At 63.3% G+C, this 22865-nt stretch carries 22 protein-coding genes; 10 read left to right on the top strand and 12 right to left on the bottom strand.

The features are described from left to right. The first annotated feature begins 37 nt into the window (after positions 1-37). Both AAIH46_RS05410 and AAIH46_RS05405 read left to right on the top strand, forming a co-directional pair. Complete coding sequence (locus AAIH46_RS05410) at positions 38-1060, top strand: LacI family DNA-binding transcriptional regulator (RefSeq protein ID WP_430304591.1); 1023 nt, start codon at positions 38-40, stop codon at positions 1058-1060. A gap of 20 nt (positions 1061-1080) precedes the next feature. After that, the gene (locus AAIH46_RS05405; protein ID WP_430304590.1) at positions 1081-2043 is read left to right on the top strand and encodes a 2-hydroxyacid dehydrogenase; all 963 of its coding nucleotides are present in this window, start codon (positions 1081-1083) and stop codon (positions 2041-2043) included. Between the two features lie 2 nt (positions 2044-2045). On the opposite strand, the gene AAIH46_RS05400 is transcribed toward AAIH46_RS05405, so the two are convergent. Next, complete coding sequence (locus AAIH46_RS05400; protein WP_430304589.1) at positions 2046-2798, bottom strand: gamma-glutamyl-gamma-aminobutyrate hydrolase family protein; 753 nt, start codon at positions 2796-2798, stop codon at positions 2046-2048. Between the two features lie 301 nt (positions 2799-3099). Between AAIH46_RS05400 and AAIH46_RS05395 the strand changes: the two genes are divergently transcribed. Continuing rightward, on the top strand, positions 3100-4206 hold the full coding sequence (locus AAIH46_RS05395) for a TRAP transporter substrate-binding protein (protein WP_430304587.1): 1107 nt from the start codon (positions 3100-3102) through the stop codon (positions 4204-4206). Positions 4207-4338: 132 nt separating this feature from the next. Here the strand turns inward: AAIH46_RS05395 and AAIH46_RS05390 are convergent, their stop codons facing one another. After that, on the bottom strand, positions 4339-6219 hold the full coding sequence (locus AAIH46_RS05390; RefSeq protein ID WP_430305010.1) for a TRAP transporter large permease subunit: 1881 nt from the start codon (positions 6217-6219) through the stop codon (positions 4339-4341). A 13-nt stretch (positions 6220-6232) separates the two neighbouring features. Continuing rightward, positions 6233-6793: a TRAP transporter small permease subunit gene (locus AAIH46_RS05385; protein WP_430304586.1), complete on the bottom strand. Its 561-nt coding sequence runs from the start codon at positions 6791-6793 to the stop codon at positions 6233-6235. 293 nt (positions 6794-7086) lie between these two features. Here AAIH46_RS05385 and AAIH46_RS05380 point away from each other — a divergent pair, with 293 nt between their 5' ends. Then, a complete protein-coding gene (locus AAIH46_RS05380) occupies positions 7087-7311 on the top strand; it encodes an aa3-type cytochrome c oxidase subunit IV (protein WP_430304585.1) in 225 nt (74 codons plus the stop codon). A 96-nt stretch (positions 7312-7407) separates the two neighbouring features. Here the strand turns inward: AAIH46_RS05380 and AAIH46_RS05375 are convergent, their stop codons facing one another. Further along, positions 7408-8295: a tetratricopeptide repeat protein gene (locus AAIH46_RS05375; protein WP_430304584.1), complete on the bottom strand. Its 888-nt coding sequence runs from the start codon at positions 8293-8295 to the stop codon at positions 7408-7410. A 117-nt stretch (positions 8296-8412) separates the two neighbouring features. Then, positions 8413-8643, bottom strand: coding sequence for a 30S ribosomal protein S21 (gene rpsU, locus AAIH46_RS05370; protein ID WP_430304583.1), 231 nt, complete (start codon positions 8641-8643; stop codon positions 8413-8415). A gap of 451 nt (positions 8644-9094) precedes the next feature. On the opposite strand from rpsU, the gene AAIH46_RS05365 reads away from it, so the two are divergent. The 4 genes from AAIH46_RS05365 to AAIH46_RS05350 are packed head-to-tail and all read left to right on the top strand — an operon-like array spanning position 9095 to position 14216. Continuing rightward, on the top strand, positions 9095-10348 hold the full coding sequence (locus AAIH46_RS05365) for a sarcosine oxidase subunit beta family protein (RefSeq protein WP_430304582.1): 1254 nt from the start codon (positions 9095-9097) through the stop codon (positions 10346-10348). Positions 10349-10361: 13 nt separating this feature from the next. Continuing rightward, positions 10362-10703 carry a sarcosine oxidase subunit delta gene (locus AAIH46_RS05360; protein WP_430304580.1) on the top strand — a complete coding sequence of 114 codons (342 nt, stop codon included), beginning with the start codon at positions 10362-10364 and terminating at the stop codon, positions 10701-10703. Beyond that, a complete protein-coding gene (locus AAIH46_RS05355) occupies positions 10700-13675 on the top strand; it encodes a sarcosine oxidase subunit alpha (protein WP_430304579.1) in 2976 nt (991 codons plus the stop codon). The genes AAIH46_RS05360 and AAIH46_RS05355 overlap by 4 nt, the downstream gene beginning before the upstream one ends. After that, positions 13668-14216 (top strand): sarcosine oxidase subunit gamma, encoded by a 549-nt coding sequence (locus tag AAIH46_RS05350; RefSeq protein ID WP_430304578.1) that lies wholly within the window; start codon positions 13668-13670, stop codon positions 14214-14216. Before AAIH46_RS05355 ends, AAIH46_RS05350 begins: the two co-directional genes overlap by 8 nt. Positions 14217-14257: 41 nt before the next feature. Here AAIH46_RS05350 and AAIH46_RS05345 read toward each other — a convergent pair whose 3' ends face one another. The 5 genes from AAIH46_RS05345 to glgX all read right to left on the bottom strand — a co-directional run bounded on the left by AAIH46_RS05345 (position 14258) and on the right by glgX (position 18466). Continuing rightward, positions 14258-14386, bottom strand: a complete 129-nt coding sequence (locus AAIH46_RS05345; protein WP_430304577.1) for a hypothetical protein — start codon at positions 14384-14386, stop codon at positions 14258-14260. Next, entirely contained in the window at positions 14383-14613 is a 231-nt protein-coding gene (locus AAIH46_RS05340) for a hypothetical protein (protein WP_430304576.1), read from the bottom strand. The genes AAIH46_RS05345 and AAIH46_RS05340 overlap by 4 nt, the downstream gene beginning before the upstream one ends. Continuing rightward, on the bottom strand, positions 14610-15866 hold the full coding sequence (locus tag AAIH46_RS05335) for a class I SAM-dependent methyltransferase (RefSeq protein ID WP_430304574.1): 1257 nt from the start codon (positions 15864-15866) through the stop codon (positions 14610-14612). Before AAIH46_RS05335 ends, AAIH46_RS05340 begins: the two co-directional genes overlap by 4 nt. 81 nt (positions 15867-15947) lie before the next feature. Then, a complete protein-coding gene (locus tag AAIH46_RS05330; RefSeq protein WP_430304573.1) occupies positions 15948-16436 on the bottom strand; it encodes a MaoC family dehydratase in 489 nt (162 codons plus the stop codon). 59 nt (positions 16437-16495) lie between these two features. After that, positions 16496-18466: a glycogen debranching protein GlgX gene (gene glgX / locus AAIH46_RS05325; protein ID WP_430304572.1), complete on the bottom strand. Its 1971-nt coding sequence runs from the start codon at positions 18464-18466 to the stop codon at positions 16496-16498. Positions 18467-18625: 159 nt separating this feature from the next. Here glgX and AAIH46_RS05320 point away from each other — a divergent pair, with 159 nt between their 5' ends. Continuing rightward, positions 18626-19240 (top strand): TetR/AcrR family transcriptional regulator, encoded by a 615-nt coding sequence (locus AAIH46_RS05320; protein ID WP_430304571.1) that lies wholly within the window; start codon positions 18626-18628, stop codon positions 19238-19240. A 5-nt stretch (positions 19241-19245) separates the two neighbouring features. Next, positions 19246-19692, top strand: a complete 447-nt coding sequence (locus AAIH46_RS05315; RefSeq protein ID WP_430304570.1) for an SRPBCC family protein — start codon at positions 19246-19248, stop codon at positions 19690-19692. A 79-nt stretch (positions 19693-19771) separates the two neighbouring features. Here the strand turns inward: AAIH46_RS05315 and AAIH46_RS05310 are convergent, their stop codons facing one another. Together AAIH46_RS05310 and glgA are read right to left on the bottom strand one after the other, a co-directional pair. Then, positions 19772-21400 carry an alpha-D-glucose phosphate-specific phosphoglucomutase gene (locus AAIH46_RS05310; RefSeq protein ID WP_430304569.1) on the bottom strand — a complete coding sequence of 543 codons (1629 nt, stop codon included), beginning with the start codon at positions 21398-21400 and terminating at the stop codon, positions 19772-19774. Beyond that, the gene (glgA, locus tag AAIH46_RS05305) at positions 21400-22845 is read right to left on the bottom strand and encodes a glycogen synthase GlgA (RefSeq protein WP_430304568.1); all 1446 of its coding nucleotides are present in this window, start codon (positions 22843-22845) and stop codon (positions 21400-21402) included. Before glgA ends, AAIH46_RS05310 begins: the two co-directional genes overlap by 1 nt. Positions 22846-22865 lie beyond the last annotated feature (20 nt).

Raw genomic sequence — 22865 nt, 5'->3', positions numbered from 1 at the left:
TTTTAAGCCGATCGCAGAAGATCTCCGGGGAGGGGCCGTGGCTCAGAAAATCAAGCTTTCCACCATCGCCGAAAGCCTCGGTCTTTCGACGGCGACCATCTCGCTTGCCTTGCGCGACAGCCCGCTGGTGGCCGTCGATACACGCGAGAAGATCAAGGAGCAGGCACGGGCTCTCGGCTATATCTACAACCGCCGGGCCGCCAGCCTCAGAACCTCGCGATCCGGCATCATCGGCGTCGTCGTGCACGACATCATGAACCCCTTCTACGGCGAAATCCTCAAGGCCATCGAGAGCGAGCTCGATCGCAGCCGGCACACCTTCATTCTCTCCAATCACTACGATTCGGTTGAAAAGCAGCGCACCTTCATCGAGACGTTGCTGCAGCTCGGCGGTGACGGTGTCATCATGTCGCCGGCCATCGGCACGCCCATCGAAGACATCAAGCTGGCGGAAGCCAACGGCATGCCGGCCATTCTCGTGGCACGCTCGATGGATGGTGTCGATCTGCCGACCTATCGCGGCGACGACAGCTATGGCATCTCGCTTGCCACCAACCACCTGATCGGCCTTGGTCACCGCACGATCGCAATGATCGGCGGCACCGACCAGACCTCGACCGGCCGCGATCGTTACCAGGGCTATGTCAACGCTCTGCGCAAGGCCGGCATCGAGGTCGATCCCGACCTGCGCATTCCCGGGCCGCGCTCCAAGCAGGGCGGTTTCGAAGCGGCCGTGCACTTCCTCTCCCTGCCGCAAAAGCCGACGGCTGCGGTCTGCTGGAACGATCTGGTTGCCATCGGCGTGATGAACGGCATCGCGCGCGCCGGCCTGTTGGCCGGGTCGGACATTTCGGTGACCGGCTATGACGATCTCGAGGAGGCATCAATTGCCACGCCGTCGCTGACGACGGTGTGGAACGGCCAGACAGAGGTCGGAAGACTTGCCGCGCGGGCGCTTCTCGATAGACTGGCGGGCAGCCATGAACCCGATGGCATCCACCTCATCAAGCCGGAGATGCGCATTCGCCAGTCCACCGGCCCGTTTCGCCCTCGTGCCTGACCGAACAGGAATCCTTGCCGATGACCGATAACAAGTCCACCGTGCTCATCCCGGGCCGCATGCATCCGCGTGCCCTGGAGCGTCTGACCGCCGCTTTCGATGTCGTGCAGACCCAGCCGGGTTCCGAGCTCGATCTGTCGCCGGAGACCAAGGCGAAGGTGAAAGGCGTGGCGACCATCAACCGCATGCCGGCCGAATGGATGGACCAGTTGCCGAACCTGCAGGTCGTTTCGAACTTCGGCGTCGGCTACGACGGCGTCGATGCCAGACATGCCGGGGAAAAGGGCGTCCTCGTCACCAACACGCCCGACGTCCTCAACGACGAGGTGGCGGACACGACGCTCGGCCTGCTGATCAACACCGTGCGCCGCCTGCCGCTGGCGGAAACCTATCTGCGGGAGAAGCGCTGGGAAAACGAAGGTCCGTTTCCGCTCACGCCGCTATCGCTGAAGAATCGCCATGTCGGTCTGTTGGGACTTGGCCGCATTGGCATGGAGATCGCCAAGCGGCTGGAACCCTTCAAGGTCAGGATCAGCTATCACACCCGCACGAAACGCACCGATGTCGCTTACGATTACGCGCCCTCCCTGCTCGATCTTGCAACGTCCGTCGACACGCTGATCTCGATTATTCCGGGCACGCCGGAGACGCACAAGATCATCAACGCGGATGTGCTGAAGGCGCTTGGGCCGAACGGCGTTTTCATCAATGTCGGGCGGGGCGCAAGCGTCGACGAGCCGGCGCTGATCGAGGCGCTGAAGACGGGGACGATCGCCGCTGCCGGGCTGGACGTCTTCTACGACGAGCCGCGGGTGCCGGACGCGATGTTCGATCTGCCGACCCTGTGCATGCTGCCGCATGTCGCTTCGGCCTCGGTTCCGACCCGCAACGACATGGCTGATCTGGTGGTCGACAATCTGATCGGCTGGTTCCGGGACGGCAGCGTGCTGACGCCGGTGCCGGAAACGCCGGTCAGGAAGTAGTCTCAGCGGGCGGCCGCATAGGCACGCACGGCATCGCCGAAGGCTTCGAAAAGGGCACGCGAGGGCGTGTCCGTTTCCGCCCAGTATTCCGGGTGCCACTGCACGCCGACAGCAAATCCCCTCGCATCGATCACCGAGACGGCTTCAATGGTGCCGTCCTCTGCGGTCGCTTCCACCTGCAGGCGTGACGCCGTCTCGCCGATCGCCTGACGATGCAGCGAATTGACCTGCACCTCGCCGGCAAGACCCAGGTACTGCGCGATGCACGAGCCTTCGCGCACGAAGACCGGCTGACGGATGGAGTACATTCCATCGCGTTCCTCCACCGGCGGCTTGCGGTGATCCCACCGGCCCGGCTGATCCTGGATCTCGCTCACCAGCGTTCCGCCCAACGCGACGTTGAGTTCCTGGATCCCGCGGCAGATGGCAAGCAGCGGAATGCCGCGATCAAGGGCGCCACGGATCAACGGCAGGCTTGTTGCATCGCGCGCGGTGTCGAAGGGTCCGTCGGCCTCCGTCGCTTCCAGTCCGTAGAGGGAGGGATGGACGTTGCTGGCGGAGCCGGAGATCAGGACGCCGTCCACCCGGTCGAGAACTGCACCGATGTCCGCTCCCCCGCTCAGTGCCGGAACGAGCAGTGGCATGACCCTGGAAACCTTCAGGGCGGCATCGACGTACTGCGTCTGCACGGCGTGCCAGTCGGCGCGGTCCAGATGGCGAATGTCTGCCGGAATGGCGATAAGCGGCAAGGGCATGCGGGGTTCTCCGGGCAAGGTAGGCGCCGGGTTCATGACCCTCCGACTGGTTCAAGTCAAGATCGACCACCATCGGCGACAGTCGGCGGTGGCGTTGGGTCTGGCAATCCACCTGGTTTCAAGTCGCCGGCAAGCGAAGGGCGCACTCCGGACGTTAGACGAAAGTATCTATCGGTTTTCCGCGTTTGCCGGCCCCCAGTATTATTGGCTTCTTGCACGCCAAAACCGGGCATGGTTACTTTGTTATGGCGCAGGCAAGGGGAACAGGATTGCCGGCTGCCATAACCCGGGGAGGTTTTTCATGGATCGTCGTGCATTCTTCAAGAAGGCGGCAGTGACCGGTATCGGCGCTGCGGCTGCAACCACGCTTGCGGCGCCGGCTCTGGCGCAGGCCATGCCGAAAATAAATTGGCGCCTGACGTCATCGTTTCCGAAGTCGCTCGACACGATCTACGGCGGTGCCGAGGATCTTGCCAAGCACGTCGCTGCCGCTACCGACGGTAATTTCGCGATCCAGACGTTCGCAGCCGGCGAAATCGTACCCGGCCTGCAGGCGGCCGACGCCGTGTCGTCGGGCACGGTCGAGATGTGCCACACCTGCTCGTATTATTATGTCGGCAAGGACCCGACATTCGCGATCGGGACGGCGATCCCCTTCGGGCTCAATGCGCGGCTGACCAATTCCTGGTTCTACGAAGGAAATGGCAACCGGCTGATGAACGAGTTCTATGCCACGCACGGCCTCTACGGCTTCATCGCCGGCAATACCGGCGCCCAGATGGGTGGCTGGTTCCGCAAGGAGATCAATACGGTCGAGGACTTCAAGGGCGTCAAGATGCGCATCGCCGGCCTTGCAGGCCGAGTCGTCGAGAAGCTCGGCGTCGTGCCGCAGCAGATCGCCGGCGGCGACATCTATCCGGCACTGGAGAAGGGCACTATCGATGCGGCCGAATGGGTCGGTCCGTATGACGATCAGAAGCTCGGCTTCTACAAGGTCGCCAAGTATTACTACTACCCGGCCTTCTGGGAGGGCGGTCCGGTTATCCATGCGTTTGCCAACAAGGAAAAGTTCGACGCCCTGCCGAAGGCTTACCAGGCAGCGCTGCAGGATGCCTGCGCCTTTGCCAATACCAGCATGATGGCCAAGTACGACAAGAAGAACCCGATCGCCATTCGCGAACTGGCGGCGCAGGGCACGGTCCTGCGGCCGTTCAGCCAGGACATCCTCTCGGCCTGCTTCGACGCTGCCAAGGAGGTGTATGCCGACATCTCCTCCAAGAACCCGACGTTCAAGAAGATCTATGACGACCAGGTGGCGTTCAAGAAGGAAGCCTATCTGTGGATGCAGCTGTCGGAATACACCTATGACACGTTCATGATGATCCAGCAGCGCAACGGCAAGCTCTGATCGCTCCGACGGACATTCTTCGACAGACGGAAAAGCCCGGTGCCTGCGCACCGGGCTTTGTCATTTCTGCCGCCATTCTGGAACATCCAGGGGCGGCCGGCTTGGTCGGCACCGGGCCGGCGCGGGCTGCCTCTACAATTTCGGCGGCTGGCTGAGATCCGGCTGCGGAGCCGGAGAGGCTGGCGAAGGTCCGGTCGCCGGCTCGCCTGGCAGTCCCTGCAAGGGCGGCAGGCCGAACGCCGGAGCCGTCGGCTGAGCCGGCTGCGTGCCTGCCGGCGGCGGGTCGCCGCCGAGGTTGAGCGGCGGCAGGCCCATCTGCGGAGCCGATCCGGAACTGCCTCCGCCGATCGGGGGAAGGCCCAGCGGGTTGGCACCGCCGTCGAGGGCACCGGGGCCGGAGCCGGGCAGCTGGATCTCCTGGGTCGACGGGTCGGGGAGCGGATTGTCCGTCTTGTAATGCATCACCAGGCCGGGGAAGGCGATGACCACCAGGATCATCACGAACTGGATGATGATGTAGGGGAAGACGCCCTTGTAGATCTCCGTCGTCCTGACGCCCGGCATGGTCTTTCCGGTGACCTTGTCGACCCAACTGCCGACCGGCGCGATGGAGCGCAGGAAGAACAGCGAGAAGCCGAACGGCGGGGTGAGGAACGACGTCTGCAGGTTGATGCCGAGGATGATGCCGAACCAGACGAGGTCGATGCCCAGCTTGTCCGCCACCGGTGCCAGCAGCGGCACCATGATGAAGGCGATCTCGAAGAAGTCCAGGAAGCAGCCGAGAATGAAGACGATGATGGTGACGACGACCAGGAAGCCGTATTCGCCGCCGGGCAGGGCGAGCAACAGCTCTTCCATCCAGACGTTGCCGTTGATGCCGTAGAAGGTGAGGCCGAAGACGCGTGCACCGATGAGGATCATCATGACGAAGGCGGAAAGGCGGGTCGTCGCATCCAGCGCATTCTTGACGATCGACAGCGACAGGCGTTGCTTGGCAAGCGCCAGGATGAGCGCGCCGGTGGCGCCCATGGCGCCGCCTTCCGTCGGCGTGGCGATGCCGAGGAAGATGGTTCCGAGCACCAGGAAGATCAGTGCCAGCGGCGGAACGAGAACGATGATCACCTGCTCGGCAAGGCGCGAGATGATCTTCTTGTCGCTGCGGCTGTTGAACAGGGCAACGCCGTAGACGGCGATTACCGCGAACGCCAGTGCCGCTACGAACCGCCACTCCTCGCTGGCGACGCCGAGGAACAGCAGGTTGATGCCGATGAAGTAGAGGCCGACGGCCAGCACCATCATCACCAGCAGCGACGTGACGCCATTGCCGAGGGTCCGGGCTTCCGGCGGAAGGGCGGGCGCCCATTCCGGCTTCAGCATCGAGACGGCGAAGATGTAGGCGCAGTAGCTGGCGATGATCAGCAGCGCCGGGTAGAGGGCGGCCACATACATGTCGCCGACCGAACGGCCGAGCTGGTCGGCCATGACGATCAGCACCAGCGACGGCGGCACGATCTGCGCCAGCGTTCCCGATGCGGCGATCGTGCCGGACACCAGCGGACGATTGTAGCCGTAGCGCATCATGATCGGCAGCGAGATGAGGCCCATGGCCATCACCGAGGCGGCAACGACGCCGGTGGTGGCGCCGAGCAGCGCGCCGACCAGGATGACCGCGTAGGCAAGTCCGCCGCGAATAGGCCCGAACAGCTGGCCGATCGTGTCCAGCAGGTCTTCCGCCATGCGCGATCGCTCAAGGATGATGCCCATGAAGGTGAAGAACGGAATCGACAGCAGCGTGTCGTTGTACATGATCCCGTAGATGCGCTCGGGATGCGATTGCAGCAGCGGCCAGAATAGCCGGATGTCGGGCGAGATCGCCGACAGCTCGACGCCGACGACGAAATAGAGAAGACCGCCGGCCGCCAGGGTGAAGGCGACAGGATAGCCGAGCAGCAGCATGCCCATCACCGTCGTGAACATGACGAGCGGCAGGTTGTGGGCGACGAGGTGAATGATGTCAGCGAGCATCTCAGACCTCCCGTGCAGCCGCTCGGGCGTCTTCGGACAGATCCTCGCGCGGATCAGCCATTCGTCCCGTGACGATGGCGAAGCGCTTGATGATCTCCGAGAAAGCCTGGGCGAGCAGCAGCCCGAAACCGACGAGCACGACGAGCTTTGCCGGCCAGATGATCAGGCCGCCGGCATTGCCGGAAATTTCGACGGAGGTGAAGGAGAGCCAGAACCACGGCCAGGCCAGATAGGTCATCAGCCCGGCGAAGGGCACGAGGAAGATCGCGTGCAGCACCAGGTCGATGATATCGCGGGTGCGCTTGCTCCAGGTCGAGGACAGGATGTCGATCCGCACATGCTCGTTCTTCAGCAGCGCATAGGCGGCCGCCAGCATGAACACCGTTCCGTAGAGGTACCACTGCACCTCCAGCCAGGCGTTGGAAGAAATGTCGAAGGACTTGCGCAAGATGGCGTTGCCGGAGCTGATCAGCACCGCCGCCAGAAGCAGCCATGAGACCCAACGGCCTATGAACCCCGTCACCGCATCAACGATGCGGCTGACAGCAATGAGAATAGCCATGCGTTCCCCCCGAACTAATGCCTTGTTGCTAATCCCATAAGTCCGAATGCCTTCCGCGCGCAACACGTCAAAAGTCGCGAAGCCCCGGCTTTCCCGCATTTTGTGTCGCCAGATGCATGAATGACGCAAGAATTTGAAAGCAGAGCTGGGGAACAGCAAGAGAGCTACAGCATGCGGTGATTTCGCTGTCGCAATTGCCACTCCGACTGATCTTGTGTAGCTTCGGGCGAAACACGGATTTGGACGAGCGCTGCCTTGCTATAGGGGCCGGCGCAGTATCGGGAGGGGACATCATGGACGATCATCACAGCGGGCCGATCGAGACGGGCGCGACGATGGATTATCGCGAGCACGAGAAGACCTACACCTCGTTTCTTGCTGGCGCGAAGTGGGGCACGATGATGGTGGTGGTGCTGATGCTGGCCATGGTCGGCGGATTTTTCGCCGGCGGCGGCCTCATCGGCGGCCTCTTGCTGTTCGTCATCCTGAACGCCGCCGGGTTCTACCTGCTGCGCTGATCGCGCACCCACTCACATTCAAGTGGTGAACGAAGAAGGCCCCAATCAGATGATCCGGGCCTTTCTTGTAACGTCATCTATCCGGCAGCAGAAGCGTCAGCCGCTGGCACCGCGGGTACGGGCAACGCCATCCTGCGCCGGCTTGTAGTTCGGGTCCAGTCGGACGGCGTGGCTGTAGGACTTGAAGGCCCGGCCGCGGTCGCTCTTGCGCTCATAGACCAGCGCCTGGTTGACCCAGGATTCGGCGAGCTTGTCGTTCAGCTCGATCGCGTGGTTGAAGTCGGCGAAGGCATTGTCGTCGTCGTTGAGCGCCAGATAGGAGACGCCGCGGCCGTTATACGGTTCCGGCGAGGACGGCGACAGCGAGAGGGCCTTGGAGAAGTCCTCGATCGCCTGGGCGTGCTGGTTCCGGACCTGATAGATCAGGCCGCGATTGTGCCAGGCCCGGCCGTCGGTGGTTTCCAGCTGGATGGCGCGGTTGAAGTCGGTGAACGCTTCATTGGTCCGGCCTGCCTGGCGGAAGATGTTGCCGCGGCCGATGAGCGCGACGTCGTAATCCGGGTTCAGCTGCAGCGCCGTGTTGTAGTCATTCACCGCTTCCGATGGCTTGCCCATGTTGCGGTAGACGAGCGCGCGGTTGGCGTAGGCCTGGTAGAACCGCGGGTTCATCTGGATCGCACGGTTGAAGTCGTCAAGCGCACGACGGAAATCGCCGGCCCGTCCATAGGCGGTGCCACGGACGTTGTAGCCTTCCGGATCCTGCGGATTGGAGCTGATCACCGACGACAGCGAAGCGATGTTCTGCTCGGAGCCCTGGGCGCTGTCCAGGCGGATCAGGTCCGTGCTCGTCGTCGACTGGCAGCCGGCGAGCGTCAGGCCGGCCAGCAACAGAGCGCTACGCGACAATCCGTTCTTTGAAAGGCGGCGAGAGTGGTCTCGGGCAACGGAAGCGGCATGCGAAATTGCGGCGGTCATGGCGGCCATCAGGCGCAGGTCCTCGTGTGACGACGAACTATAACGGTCCAGGGGAAAATCAAAAAAGCGGTGGCGAACCAGTCGCCCCCGCCTTCAATCACGAAAAAACGTCGAAAACGCGGCCGATCAGCGACCGGCGGTACGGGCAGCCGGCAGCAGGCCTTCGCGCTGCATGCGCTTGCGCGCAAGCTTGCGGACGCGGCGAACGGCTTCAGCCTTTTCGCGGGCGCGCTTCTGAGACGGCTTCTCGTAGAAATCGCGCATCTTCATTTCACGGAAAATGCCTTCGCGCTGCATCTTCTTCTTGAGAGCGCGGAGAGCCTGATCGACGTTATTGTCGCGGACAAGTACCTGCACGTGAATCCCGTTCCTTTGGTTCTTCGAGTTGACCGCCCCGAAACTGTCCAGTCCGGAACGAAGCAATAGGTTGCGCGCGGCGTTCAAGCCGGGCGATTGGTGAGGCAGATAACAGATGGCCATGGGGAAGTCTAGCCGACTTGCAACCCCCAAGGTGGAAATTCGCCTGAACCGCCTAGGCTGCAGGGCTTGTGTTGCAGGGTTGCTGCATGTCCAGGGCCTCCTTGCGAGAGGTTTGACGTGTCTGATCAGTCGCCGATGCGGCGCAGTGCCTGCGCCGATCCCGTGGAATCAGTACGGCAAGCGCCGCATGCCCCGCACAGATGTTGCGTGTGTCGAAAGCAGTGGTTGAATGCGTCGCAAAGCAGCCATTGCGGCGCATGTTGATTTGCGATCAGTATGGCTCTACCCAAGGGCCGGTTCCCATGGGTGCTAAGGAGCGACAAGCGGCATGCGCAAATATTCCGTCTTCGCGGTGGTCAGAGAAGCCATGCGCAGCCACAAGGGATGGGATCCGCACTGGGTCTCGCCGGAGCCGCGATCCGCTTATGACGTGATCATCATTGGCGGCGGCGGACATGGGCTGGGTGCTGCCTATTATCTGGCCAAGGAACATGGCATCACCAATGTCGCAGTGATCGAGAAGGGCTGGCTGGGTGGCGGCAATACCGGGCGCAACACCACTATCATCCGCTCCAATTATCTCTACGAAGAGAGCATGGACATCTATGAGCATTCCCTGAAACTGTGGGAAGGCTTGAGCCAGGAGCTCAATTACAACGTCATGTATTCGCCGCGCGGCGTGATGATGCTGTCGCACAACACCCATGACCAGCAGAGCTTCAAGCGCCACATCAACGCCAACCGGCTGTACGGCATCGACAACGAATGGCTGACGCCGGAGCAGGCGAAGAAGGTCTGTCCGCCGCTCGATATCTCCGGCACCGCTCGCTATCCGATCAACGGCGCGGCGCTGCAGAAGCGCGGTGGCACGGCCCGCCATGATGCGGTCGCCTGGGGCTATGCCCGCGCCGCATCGGATCGCGGCGTGCACATCATCCAGAACTGCGAAGTGACCGGCATCCGCCGCGGTCCGGCCGGCGAGGTGATCGGCATCGAGACCAGCCGCGGCTTCATCGGCGCCAAGAAGATCGGCGTGTCCGCCTCCGGCCACTCGTCGATGCTGATGCAGATGGCCGATGTGCGGGTGCCGCTCACCAGCAACCCGCTGCAGGCGCTCGTGTCAGAACCGTTGAAGCCGATCTTCCCCTGCGTCGTCATGTCAAACACCGTGCACGCCTACATCTCACAGTCCGACAAGGGCGAGCTGGTGATCGGTGCCGGCACCGACCAGTATCATTCCTACAGCCAGACCGGCGGGCTGCAGATTATCACCCACACGCTCGACGCCATCTGCGAGCTGTTCCCGATCTTCCGTCGGGTGAAGATGATGCGCCAGTGGGGCGGCATCACCGACAACACGCCGGACCGTTCGGCGATCCAGAGCGTCACGCCGGTGCCGAACCTGTTCGTCAACTGCGGCTGGGGGACCGGCGGCTTTAAGGCGACGCCCGGCTCGGCCAACCTGTTCGCCTGGCTGATCGCCAAGGGGGAGCCGCACCGGCTGGCCTCCGGCCTCAACCTCGACCGTTTCCGTACCGGGCGGCTGATCGACGAGGCGGCTGCGGCTGCGGTGGCGCATTGACGCGAGGAAGACCATGTTTCTGATCCACTGCCCCTATTGCGACGACGACCGCGCGGAGCTGGAATTTCGCTGGGCCGGCGAGGCGCACATCGCCCGGCCCGAGAACATCGCGGCGATCTCGGACGAGGAGTTCGCCGAGTTCTTCTTCCTGCGCGACAATACCAAGGGCGTCGCCTATGAGCGCTGGCGGCACATTCACGGCTGCGGCCGGTTCTTCAACGCCATCCGCGATACGGTGAGCGACCGGTTCCTGATGACGTACAAGGCCGGACTGCCAAAGCCGCCTTTGCCCGGAACCGCCGCGACGGAAAAGACCGTCGAGACCTATGAACAGACGGAGGGAGACGCCCGATGAGCTCTTCCCGGACCATCGGCGGTTTCCGCATCAAGGGTGCCGGTCGGCTGACGCCCGCCCGCACCGCCCGCTTCACCTTTGATGGCAAGAGCTACACCGCCCTTGAGGGCGACACGGTCGCCTCGGCGCTGCTCGCCAACGGCGTGCATCTGATGGGCCGCTCGTTCAAGTATCACCGCCCGCGCGGCGTGCTTTCGGCAGGCGCCGAAGAGCCGAACGCGCTCATGGACGTGGCGCGCGATTCCGCCCGCCGTCAGCCGAACGTGCGCGCCAGCGTCCAGGAGGTTTTCGACGGCGCGATCATCAGCTCGCAGAACCGCTGGCCGACGCTCGCCTTCGACACGGGCGCCATCAACAACCTGCTGTCGCCGCTTTTCGCCGCCGGCTTCTACTACAAGACCTTCATGTGGCCGAAGGAAGCCTGGGCAAAGCTCTACGAGCCGATCATCCGCAGGGCGGCCGGCCTTGGCGTTGCGCCGAAGGAAGCGGATCCTGACCATTACGCCAACCGGTTTGCCCACTGCGACGTGCTTGTTGCCGGCGCCGGGATCGCCGGTCTGACGGCTGCACTGTCAGCGGCAGAGACGGGCGCCGAGGTCATTCTTGTCGACGAGCGGGCGGAAGTCGGCGGTGCACTGCTGTTCGACGGTACGACCAACATCAACGGTCAGCCGGGTTTTGAGTGGGCACAGGAAGCTGCGGCCCGCCTTGAAGCGATGCCCAACGTGACGGTTCTGACCCGCACGACTGTATTCGGCTACTACAACCACAATTTCATCGGCCTCGTCGAGCGGGTGACCGATCACCTGCCGCGCCCGGGCCGCCACTTGCCGCGCGAGCGCCTCTGGCAGGTACGGGCGAAGAAGGTCGTGCTGGCGACCGGCTCCATCGAACGGCACATGGTGTTTGCCAACAACGATCGACCCGGCATCATGCTGGCGTCTGCGGCGCGCACCTACCTCAACCACTATGGCGTTTCCGTCGGCGCGAAGGTCGGCGTCTACACGGCGCACGATTCCGCCTATGAGGCAGCCATCGACCTGAAGCGGGCAGGCGTCGATATCGCCGCCATCGTCGATTGCCGCAGCGAACCGGGGGAGGCCGTCGTATCAGCAGCGCGCAGCCTCGGCATCGAGGTGCTGACCGGTCACTCGGTCGTCGATACGTCCGGGCGCCTGCGCATCTCGTCGATGACGGTTGCCCGCAACGGCTCGAAGAATACCCGCAAGATTGCCGTCGACGCGCTGCTGATGTCCGGCGGATGGACGCCATCGGTGCATCTGTTCTCGCAATCGCGCGGCAAGCTCAAGTTCGACAAGGCGAACGACCGGTTCCTGCCGGATCTGCACGTGCAGGACTGCGTATCCATCGGCGCCTGCAACGGCACGGACGACCTTTCCGCACTGCTCGCCGAGGCCTCGGCGGCCGGCGGCGGACCGATCTCGATATCCGGCACATCTGCCTATGCCTGGACCGGCGGCATGATCGGTGCGGCGGAAGGTGCGGGCAAGGACAAGACCGTCAAGGCCTTCGTCGATTTCCAGCACGACGTGACGGCGAAGGATATCCGCCTTGCCGTGCGCGAAGGCATGCACTCGATCGAGCACATCAAGCGCTTCACCACGAACGGCATGGCCTCCGACCAGGGCAAGCTCTCCAACATGCACGGACTGGCGATCGCTGCCGAGATGCTCGGCCGCGAAATCCCGCAGGTCGGTCTCACCACCTTCCGGGCGCCCTACACGCCTGTCACGTACGGAACGCTGGTCGCCCATTCACGGGGCGACCTGTTCGACCCGGCTCGCAAGACACCGCTGCATGGCGAACTGGCAAAGGCCGGCGCGGCCTTCGAGGATGTCGGCAACTGGAAGCGCGCCTGGTATTTCCCGCGGCGCGGCGAGGACATGGCAGCGGCGGTCAACCGCGAATGCCGGACGGTGCGCGCGACGGCCGGCGTGTTCGACGCCTCGACTCTCGGCAAGATCGAGGTTGTCGGTCCGGATGCGGCAAAATTCCTCAACCTTCTCTATACGAACGCCTGGGATACGCTGAAGCCCGGCAAGTGCCGCTATGGCATCATGACCCGCGAGGACGGCTTCATCTATGACGATGGCGTCGTCGGGCGGCTGGCCGAGGATCGCTTTCATGTGACCACCACGACAGGTGGTGCGCCGCGCGTGATGGCGCACATGGAGGATTACCTGCAGACCGAGTTCCCGGATCTCAAGGTCTGGCTGACCTCGACGACGGAGCAATGGGCGGTGATTGCCGTACAGGGACCGAAGGCCCGCGACATCATCGCGCCATTGGTCGACGGGCTGGACCTGTCGAACGAAGCCTTCCCGCACATGAGCGTTGCCGAGTGCACCGTGATGGGCGTGCCGGCGCGGCTTTTCCGCATGTCGTTTACGGGCGAGCTCGGCTTCGAAGTCAACGTGCCGGCTGATTACGGTGCGGCAGTCTGGAAGGCGATCTGGGAACGGGCGGAAGGCATGGGCGCCTGCCTCTACGGCACCGAAACCATGCACGTGCTGCGCGCCGAGAAGGGCTACATCATCGTCGGTCAGGATACAGACGGCACCGTTACGCCGGACGACGCGGGGCTCTCCTGGGCAGTGTCCAAGAAGAAGACGGATTTCGTCGGCATCCGGGGACTGAAGCGTCCGGACCTGATGCGCGACAACCGCAAGCAGCTGGTCGGTCTCTTGACCCGCGACCCGATCGAGGTGCTGGAGGAGGGTGGGCAGATCGTCGCCGATCCCGACCAGCCGAAGCCGATGACCATGCTCGGTCATGTCACCTCGGCCTACTGGTCCGAGAACCTCGGCCGGTCGATCGCCATCGGTCTGGTTGCCGGCGGTCGCGCGCGCATGGGAGAGACACTCTACGTGCCGATGAAGGACAAGGTGGTGGAAGTGGAAGTTGCCGACATGGTGTTCTTCGACAAGGACGGAGGCCGTATCCATGGTTGAAACTGCACTGCGCAGCCTGCCGCTGTCCGGCGCCCATGGCGGTTCTGCCGTCGTCAGCCTGTCGCCCGCTGCCCCCGCCGAGCGAGTTTCGCTACGCGTCCGCGCCGAAGACGTGGCCGCGCTGTCATCGGTGATTGGCCTTGATCTCCCCACAACGCCGAAAACGTCGACGTCCGGGAACGGCCTGACGGCACTCTGGCTCGGTCCGGACGAGTGGCTGCTGATCGGCGAGGGCGAGAGTGACCTGATGAGGACGCTCGGTGGCTCAAGCGTGCTGCATTCGGCGACCGACGTCTCCCACCGCAACACGGCGATCCTGATCTCCGGCCCTGGCGCTGCCCGAACTTTGAACGGCGGATGCCCGCTCGATCTGTCGCTGAGGGCATTTCCGGTCGGTGCCTGCGCCCGCACGCTGTTCGGCAAGATCGAGGTCGTGGTTTTCAGATCGGCAGAAGACGCGTTCCGCATGGAATGCTGGCGCTCGTTTTCCGACTACGCGTTCGGCCTGCTCCACGAGGCGGCCGAGGATGCGGCGGTCTGAAGAGGCGTCGCGGGTAAGCTGTGGCCGGCACTGCCTCGCGGTCATTCGCCAGGGTGGCGATGCTTGTGTCTGCGAGCGAAATCCCATTCATACAGCCGGACGGCTGTGTAGGCGACAACTGCAATGATCGCCGGGATGCCGAACGAGATGAAAAGCCATTCTTCCATCATGCCAGTTTCCTCAAAACGCGCCGTGCCATGGAATGCAGAAAGACGGAAATCGTAAGCCAACCCACAAGATACAATAGCACTGCAACGCTAAATCGGAAACCGATGCTTCCGATGCCGTAGATCATCGCGGCGATCGGCGTGGCGATGCCGACGGTGAAGCATGAAGTCGATGCGCGGTCCAGAGCATTCGCCAGAAGCTTTGTCAGCTCTACGTCCGCTACATTCATGCTTGCCCCCCGGTCAGGATGGCACTGGCTTCCCGCTCCCGCTCGATATACTCGCGCTGCCTGTCCGTCACGTAGTCGCGGACGATGGGTGCCGCATCGCGCGAGCGCGACAGCTGCATGTGGAAGACCAGCTGGCTTCCGGTGCGGAACATCATCTCGGCGCTGATCAGGTAGAATTCCCACATGCGCGCGAAACGTTCGTCGTAGAGCGCAATCACCTGGTCGCGGTTCTTGTCGAAGCGTTCCGTCCAGTGCCGCAGCGTCTCGGCGTAGTGGATGCGCAGGAACTCAAGATCGGTCACCCACAGGCTGTTCTGTTCGACGACCTCGAAGACTTCGGATAGGGCGGGCGAGTAGGCGCCTGGAAAAATGTATTTGCGCAGCCAGGGGCTCGCCATGCCGGGCGGGCTCATATGGCCGATCGAGTGGATGACGGCGAGCCCGTCGTCCGGCATCAGGGCGTTCAGCTTCTTGAAGAACTCGTCGTAGTGATGGACGCCGACATGCTCGAACATGCCGACCGAGACGATGCGGTCGAAGGTGTCGGTGACATCGCGGTAGTCCTTCAGCTCGAACTTGACGCGATCCGACAGCCCGGCCTTGGCCGCACGCTCGGAGGCCAGCGCCTGCTGTTCCTTCGACAGCGTGACGCCCGTCACCTGTACGTCCTCCAGTGATGCCAGGTAGAGCGCCAGATCGCCCCAGCCGCAGCCGATATCGAGGATCTTCATGGCTGGTTTCAGGCAGAGCTTTGCGGCCAGCAACCGAAGCTTGTTGCGCTGAGCCTGCTCGAGCGTCTCGTCCGGTTCGCGGAAATAGGCGCAGGAGTAGAGCATGTTGTCATCGAGGAAGAGCTTGTAGAAGTCGTTGCCCAGATCGTAGTGATGCGCGACGTTCTGCTGCGCCTCTCCCTTGCGGTTCGACTGCTGACGCTTGCGAAGCCTCATCTTGATGGCACGCAGCACCTTTTGCAGCGGGTAGGAACCGAGCGACAGGCGGTTGACCGAGAACAGCGTCAGGAAGTCGCGCAGGCTCGATCCCTCCTCGAAGCGCATGGTGCCGTCCATGTAGGCTTCGCCCGCTGCAAGCTCCGGGTTGAAGACCAGGCTGCGGTAGAGCTTCGAATCCGTGAGCCGCATGGTTACGGAGAGGCCCGGCGTCCCCTCGAAGACATGGCGGGCACCGGTTGCATCGATCACCGTGAGGCGACCCTTGCGGATGAAGGATTTCATCATGTGGGAGAGCGGGAACATCAACACCTCTGCATGGGCTGGAAGAACAGGGGCATGCGCAGTTTCCCGGAGGCGCCAGGGCGCGTTCCGTCAGTATCGAGCTCAGGCGTCGTTCGGCCGGTCCTCGGGATCGAATTGAACGATGGTCGTCCAGGTGGCGGTCAAGGCAGGCTTGCGCTCGTTCTCGATATCGACCGTCACGTCATAGGTGGTCATCAACATGCCGGCGCCGCGAAAGCGCGCTTCGGTGAGGGTGAAGCGGCCGCGGATCCGCTTGCCGGTGCGCACCGGCGAGCCGAAGCGGATCTTGTCGAAGCCGTAGTTGAGGCCCATCGTCTGCTCGCGGATATGCGGCAGCGAATCGTAGTTCATCGCCGAAAGCAGGGAAAGCGTCAGGAAGCCGTGCGCGATCGTGCCGCCGAATGCGCTTTCGGCGGCGGCACGTTCCGGATCGACGTGGATGAACTGGTGATCGTGGGTGGCCGTCGCAAAGGTGTCGATCATTGTCTGATCGACCGTGATCCAGTCCGAGACGCCGATCTCCTGGCCAACCAGATCCTTTACGTCCCGTAGCGAAATCTCACGCGGCATCGATACCTCTGATTCTGTCGCTCGACCTCTTCAAGTCTTACAGTTTTTCAGTCACTTCACTAGGGGCTCTCTGCCGTTGGCAGCGGAATGGCGAAGGTCACCGAACGTGGATCCACGACGAACTGCCGCACAGCTCTCCCGGTCATCAGATCGCGCCAGTCCTGGTCCGGGAGGGTGACCGTCGAAGCAGACCGGCCACGATTGAAGATGACGGCGAGACGGGTGTCCGATCCCGCGTCCCGATCGGCGGTGCGCAGCACCATTGTCAGATGCGTCGCATCGGCTGCCTGCCATTGCTCTGCGGTCATCGGCCGCCCATCGGCGTCCAGCCACTCCACATCGCCATCCTGCCCGGTGAAAAAGCCGGTCTCGGAGAAGACCTGGAACCGGCTGCGGATCTGCGCCAGTCTGCCCGCATGCTCGACGAGTGTATCGTCGAGGCCCTGCCAGTCGAGCCAGGTGATCGGGTTGTCCTGCGCGTAGGCGTTGTTGTTGCCCTGCTGCGAGCGTCCACCTTCGTCGCCGGCGGTCAACATGATCGTGCCGCGGGTGGCAAACAGTGTCGACAGCAGTGCCTCCACATCCGTGCGCCGTGCCATGTCGACCGCTTCGTCTGCCGTCGCGCCCTCGACCCCGTTGTTCCAGGAGTGGTTGTCGTCATGGCCATCGCGATTGTTCTCGCCGTTTGCCTCGTTGTGCTTGTGGGCGTGCGAGACGAGATCCATCAGGGTGAAGCCGTCATGGGCTGCAAGGAAGTTGACGCTGCGGGTGTGCGTCTGGCCATGTCCCGAGAAGATGTCGGAGGAGCCGGCAAGCGCGCTTGCAAGGGCTCCCGTCATACAGGCATCGCCGCGCCAGTAGCGTCGCAGGTCGTCGCGCGCTCGGTCGTTCCATTCCAGGAAGGCCGGGGGGAAGTTGCCGAGCTGGTAGCCGCCCGGACCGATGTCCCACGGTTCGGCGATCAGCACGCGGTCTTTCAGCAGGTCGTCGCCGATGATCGCTGCCAGTGTCTCGCTGTCGCGCGAAAATCCATCAAGGCTGCGGCCGAGCACCGTCGCCAGGTCGAAGCGGAAGCCGTCGATGCCTGCGTGCGAGACGAAATGGCGGAGCGTGTCAACGATCAGGCGGCGCACCTGCGGATGATCGCAGGCAACCGTGTTGCCGGTACCGGTATCGTTGATGAGGGTTCCCGGATCGCCGGGCATGTGATGGTAGTAGCTGAGGTTGTCCAGCCCGCGCATCGACAGCGTCGCGCCAAAACGGTCGCTTTCGCCCGTGTGGTTGAACACCAGGTCGAGGATGGTGCCGATTCCCTCGCGGTGGAGCGCCGCCACTGTCTCGGCAAGTTCGCTCATGCCGCCCGGCGCCAGCCGCGGATCAAGTGCCATGAAGGCCACCGGATTGTAGCCCCAGCCATTGGTCAGCCCGAGCGCCGGCAGGTGCCGCTCGTCGATCCAGGCGGTGATCGGCAGCAGTTCCACTGCCGAGACGCCGATGCGCTTCAGGTGAGCTATGACAGACGGATGCGCGAGCGCGGCGATCGTCCCACGCATCGTTTCGGGGATGTCCGGGTGCAGCATGGTGAACGGCCGGACGGCGACCTCGTAGATCAATCCGCCCCGGGTGAAGCGTGGCGGGGCCGCGGGTACGGCGACGTCCCGAGTGACGACGCATTTGGGAACCAGATCGGCGGTGTCGACGCCGAACTGCGAGAGCAGTGGATCATGGCGGAAGGCTCTGTCCAGCTCTTTGGCGTAAGGGTCGACCAGCAGCTTCTGCGGGTCGAACCACAGGCCGCGATCCGGATCATAGGGTCCGGAGGCGCGATAGCCGTAGCGGGAGCCGGGCTGCAGATCCTCGGCCTCGAGCGAGAAGACGTCACCATCTCCCCGCTGCATCGGCAGGCGGCGGATTTGGGTCCTTCCCGCCGCGTCGAAGAGGCAAAGCTCGATCCCGGTCGCATGGGCGGAGAAACAAGAGAAGCGGACACCCGTTGCGGTCGGAACGGCCCCTAGCGGCGATGCTGTCATGATGCTCCCGGATCTGCCTGTAGCGCGGTCCGCTCATTGTTAGCTGACTTGCTTGCAGCGTACAGCCAAAACTTCTTGCCATACCGCCTGGTATGTTCTTGTCTCCATACCGCCTGGTATGTTCTTGTCTCCATACCGGTTGGTATGGAGGTCTCACGCATGCAGCAGCAGAGTGTTTCGCAGTCGCGGCTTCTCGAAGCCGCCCTGTCGTTGATCCGCAGCAAGGGCTATGCGGCGACGACTGTGGATGCGATCTGCGCGACTGCAGGCGTGACCAAAGGCAGTTTCTTCCACCATTTCAGCAGCAAGGAAGATCTTGTACTGCAGGCGGTCGGCTTCTGGAACCGCCTCACCGAGGAGGTGTTTGCGCAGGCCGCCTTCGCCAAGGTGGCCGATCCGCGGGACCGCCTGCTTGGCTATGTCGACTTCCGCATCGAGATCCTCGGCATGGAGGTCGCCGAGTTCACCTGCCTGCTCGGCACGCTGGTGCAGGAGACCTACCAGACGCATCCGCAGGTGAGGACGGCCTGCGATGAGGGCATGTCGCGCCATATCGCGGTGCTGACCCGCGACATTGCGGCTGCGAAGGAAATCTATGCGCCGAACGCCGAATGGACGCCGGAGAGCCTCGGCTATTTCATCCAGGCGGTGCTGCAGGGGTCCTTCATCTTCGCCAAGGCGAAGCTCGAAGCCCAGGTTGCCCGCGACAACCTCGGTCACCTGCGGGCCTATCTGGAAACCGTTCTGCCAATCGATCGTCAACAGGAGGAGTGAAAACGATGACGCATACCATACGTCTGCACAGGGTGCTGAAGGCCGCGCCGGACAAGGTCTACCGGGCTTTCGTCGATCCGGACGCCCAATGCAAATGGGTGCCGCCCTATGGCTTCACCGCCAAGATGCACCACGCCGAGCCCGTCGTCGGCGGGACGTTCAGGATGTCGTTCACGAACTTCACGACAGAAGAGACGCACAGCTTCGGCGGCTCCTATCTGGAGCTGGAGCCCGGCAAGCGCATCCGCTATACCGACGTGTTTGACGATCCCAATCTGCCGGGTGAGTTGTTGGTAACGGTCGACTTCAAGCCGGTCTTCTGCGGAACGGAACTCAGCATCACCCAGGAGGGTGTGCCCGAGGCCATTCCGGAGGCGGCCTGCTATCTGGGCTGGCAGGAATCGCTGGTCCAACTGGCGAACCTGGTCGAGCCCGACATCCGGCAGGACTAGCCCGGATGCAAATGCGGCCCGTTCCGCAGGGACAGGGCCGCATTGAGATCATGGATGTCTGGCCTGTCGACCGCCCAAATCAGGTGATGACAGTCGGGGCGTCGCGGCCGGTGCGGGTCTTGATGCCGGCGATCTCATCGGCAACCGCAATCAGATCGGCGAGCGCTTCCTGCGTCTCGATGCCGTGGCGTCCGGCGTCCGGCTCATAACGCTCGACATAGAGGCGAAGGGTGGCGCCGGAGGTGCCTGTGCCGGAGAGCCGGAAGACGACTCGGCTGCCGCCTTCAAAGAGCACGCGAATGCCCTGGTTCTTCGACACCGACCCATCCACCGGATCGTTGTAGGCGAAGTCGTCGGCGGCAATAACCTTCAGGTTTCCGAACGACTTGCCGGGCAGGTCGGCAAGCTTGTCGCGCAGGGCAGTCATCAGACCATTGGCGGCCTCCGTCTCGACCTCCTCATAGTCGTGGCGCGAATAGTAATTGCGGCCGTATTCCGCCCAGTGGGCTGTGACAATATCCTTCACGCTCTGCTTGCGGGCCGCGACGATGTTCAGCCAGAACAGTACCGCCCACAGGCCGTCCTTCTCGCGCACGTGGCTGGAGCCGGTGCCGAAGCTTTCCTCGCCGCAGACCGTCACCTTGCCGGCGTCGAGCAGGTTGCCGAAGTATTTCCAGCCGGTCGGCGTTTCGTACATGCCGATGCCGAGCTTTTCGGCCACGCGGTCGGCGGCGGCACTGGTCGGCATCGAGCGGGCGATGCCGGCGATGCCGTCCTTGTAGCCGGGCGCGCAGGTGGCGTTGGCAGCGATCACCGCAAGACTGTCCGACGGCGTGACGAACATGCCCTTGCCGACCACCATGTTGCGGTCGCCATCGCCATCCGACGCGGCACCGAAGTCCGGGCCGTCGACGCTCATCACGTCGTCATACAGTTCCTTGGCGTGGACAAGGTTGGGATCGGGATGATGATGGCCGAAGTCCGGAAGCGGGATCTCGTTGCGGACCGATCCGGGTGCAGCGCCCAGGCGCTTTTCCAGGATCTCTACGGCATAGGGGCCGGTCACCGCGCTCATCGAATCGATCACCACGCGGAAACCCGAGCCGATCAGGCTGCGGATGGCGGGAAAATCGAACAGGCTTTCCATCAGCTCGGCATAGTCGGCAACCGGGTCGATGACCTCAACCGTCATGCCGGCAAGGTCGAAGCTGCCGACCGTATCGAGATCGACATCGGCTGCCTCAACGATCTTGTAGATCTCGATCACCTTGGTGCGGGCGTAGATGGCATCGGTGATCTTTTCCGGTGCCGGTCCGCCGTTGCCGATATTGTACTTGATGCCGAAATCCTCGGTCGGGCCGCCGGGATTGTGGCTTGCCGACAGGACGATGCCGCCGAAGGCGCCGTACTTGCGGATGATATGCGAGGCGGCCGGCGTCGACAGGATGCCGCCCTTGCCGACCATCACCTTGCCGAAGCCGCTTGCCGCTGCCATCTTCAGCGCCTTCTGGATGACCTCGCGGTTGTAGTAGCGGCCGTCGCCGCCGATCACGAGGATCTTGCCCTCGTAGCCTTCCAAACTGTCGAAGATCGCCTGGATGAAGTTCTCCGCGTAGTTTTCCTGCTGGAAGACCGGCACCTTCTTGCGGAGCCCGGAGGTTCCCGGTTTCTGGTCCTGGTACGGGGCGGTGGATACGGTCTTGATCATCAATGCGAACCTTTCGGTAGAAGGCTGGAATAGAGTTTGTGGTACAGCGCGGCGCTGTTTTCCCACGATACGTCGGAGGTCATGCCCTGCTTCTGGATGCGCGACCATGTCGGCCGGTCTCCATAGAGGCGAACGGTGCGGCGGAGCGCCCGTTTGAGGCTTTCGAGCGTCACCGGGCCGAACGAAATGCCCGTTGCGGCATCGGCCGCGAGCGCTGCCGGACTGGCATCGATGACCGTGTCGTTGAGGCCGCCGGTGCGCGATACGACCGGCACGCAACCATAGCGCAGCCCGTAGAGCTGGGTCAGGCCACAGGGCTCGAAGCGCGAGGGGATGAGGATCGCGTCGGAGCCGGCCTGCATCAGGTGCGACAGCGGCTCGTCGTAGGCGACGGAGAGGCCGACACGGCCCGGATGGCGATAGGCTGCCGACCGCAGTGCGTTGACGATGGCCTCATCGCCTGAACCCAGAACCGCAAGGCGGCCTCCCAGGGCAACGATCTCGTCGACGGCATCGGCAACCAGATCCAGCCCCTTCTGCCAGGTCAGCCGCGAGATGACGCAGAACAGCGGCCCGTCGTCCTCGATCAGGCCAAACCGAGCCTCAACGGCGCGCTTGTTCAGCGGTCGCGCCTCGAGGTCGTCGATGCCGAAGGGGTGGCTGACGGAGGGATCGGTCTGCGGGTTCCAGACGTCCGTGTCGATGCCGTTGACGATGCCATGCAGGTCGCCGATGCGACGGTTGAGCAGACCTTCCATGCCCATGCCGAACTCCGGCGTCAGGATTTCCTCGGCATAGGACGGGCTGACTGTGCTGACCGCCCAGGCGGTCTGGATGCCGGCCTTCAGGTAGCTGACCTGGCCGAAATATTCGATGCCTTCGACATCCATGGCCTGCGCCGGCAGGCCCAGTGCGCCAAAAATCTCGCCGCCGAAATTGCCCTGGAAGGCGATGTTGTGGATGGTCATCACGCTGGGCAAGGCAGGTTTGCCGGAATAGCGCATGTAAGCGGGTACGAGACCGGTCTGCCAATCGTGGACATGCACGAGATCCGGCTGCCAGCCGGGCAGCTCTCCGGCCGCGATCCGCGCACCGGCAAGCGAGAGCGCGGCGAAGCGCCGCCAGTTGTCGGGATGATCCTTGCCATGCACGTCGACATAGGGCCCGCCGGCACGATCGAAAAGGGCAGGGGCATCAAGAACAAGAAGATCGAGCCCGGCCACCTGCGCTTCCAGGACGTCGGCCCGCACGCCCAGAAGGTCGTCGAAGCTCATCCGGATTGCCACCTCGCGCAGTGCTGCCATCACCGCCGGGTAACCCGGCACCAGCGTCTTCGTCGCCACGCCGCGCTTGGCAAGCGCCAGCGGCAGAGCACCCGCGACATCCGCGAGCCCTCCGGTCTTGATCAGCGGATAGAGTTCGGAAGCGACCGAAAGAACCTTCATCCCACGCCTTTGCCCGACCC

The sequence above is a fragment of the Rhizobium sp. 0TCS1.26 genome (genome assembly GCF_050455525.1).
In the GTDB taxonomy this organism is placed as follows: Bacteria; Pseudomonadota; Alphaproteobacteria; order Rhizobiales; family Rhizobiaceae; genus Neorhizobium.
The sequence above is the reverse complement of the archived record's forward strand: the minus strand, read 5'-3'. Positions and strand labels throughout refer to the sequence as shown.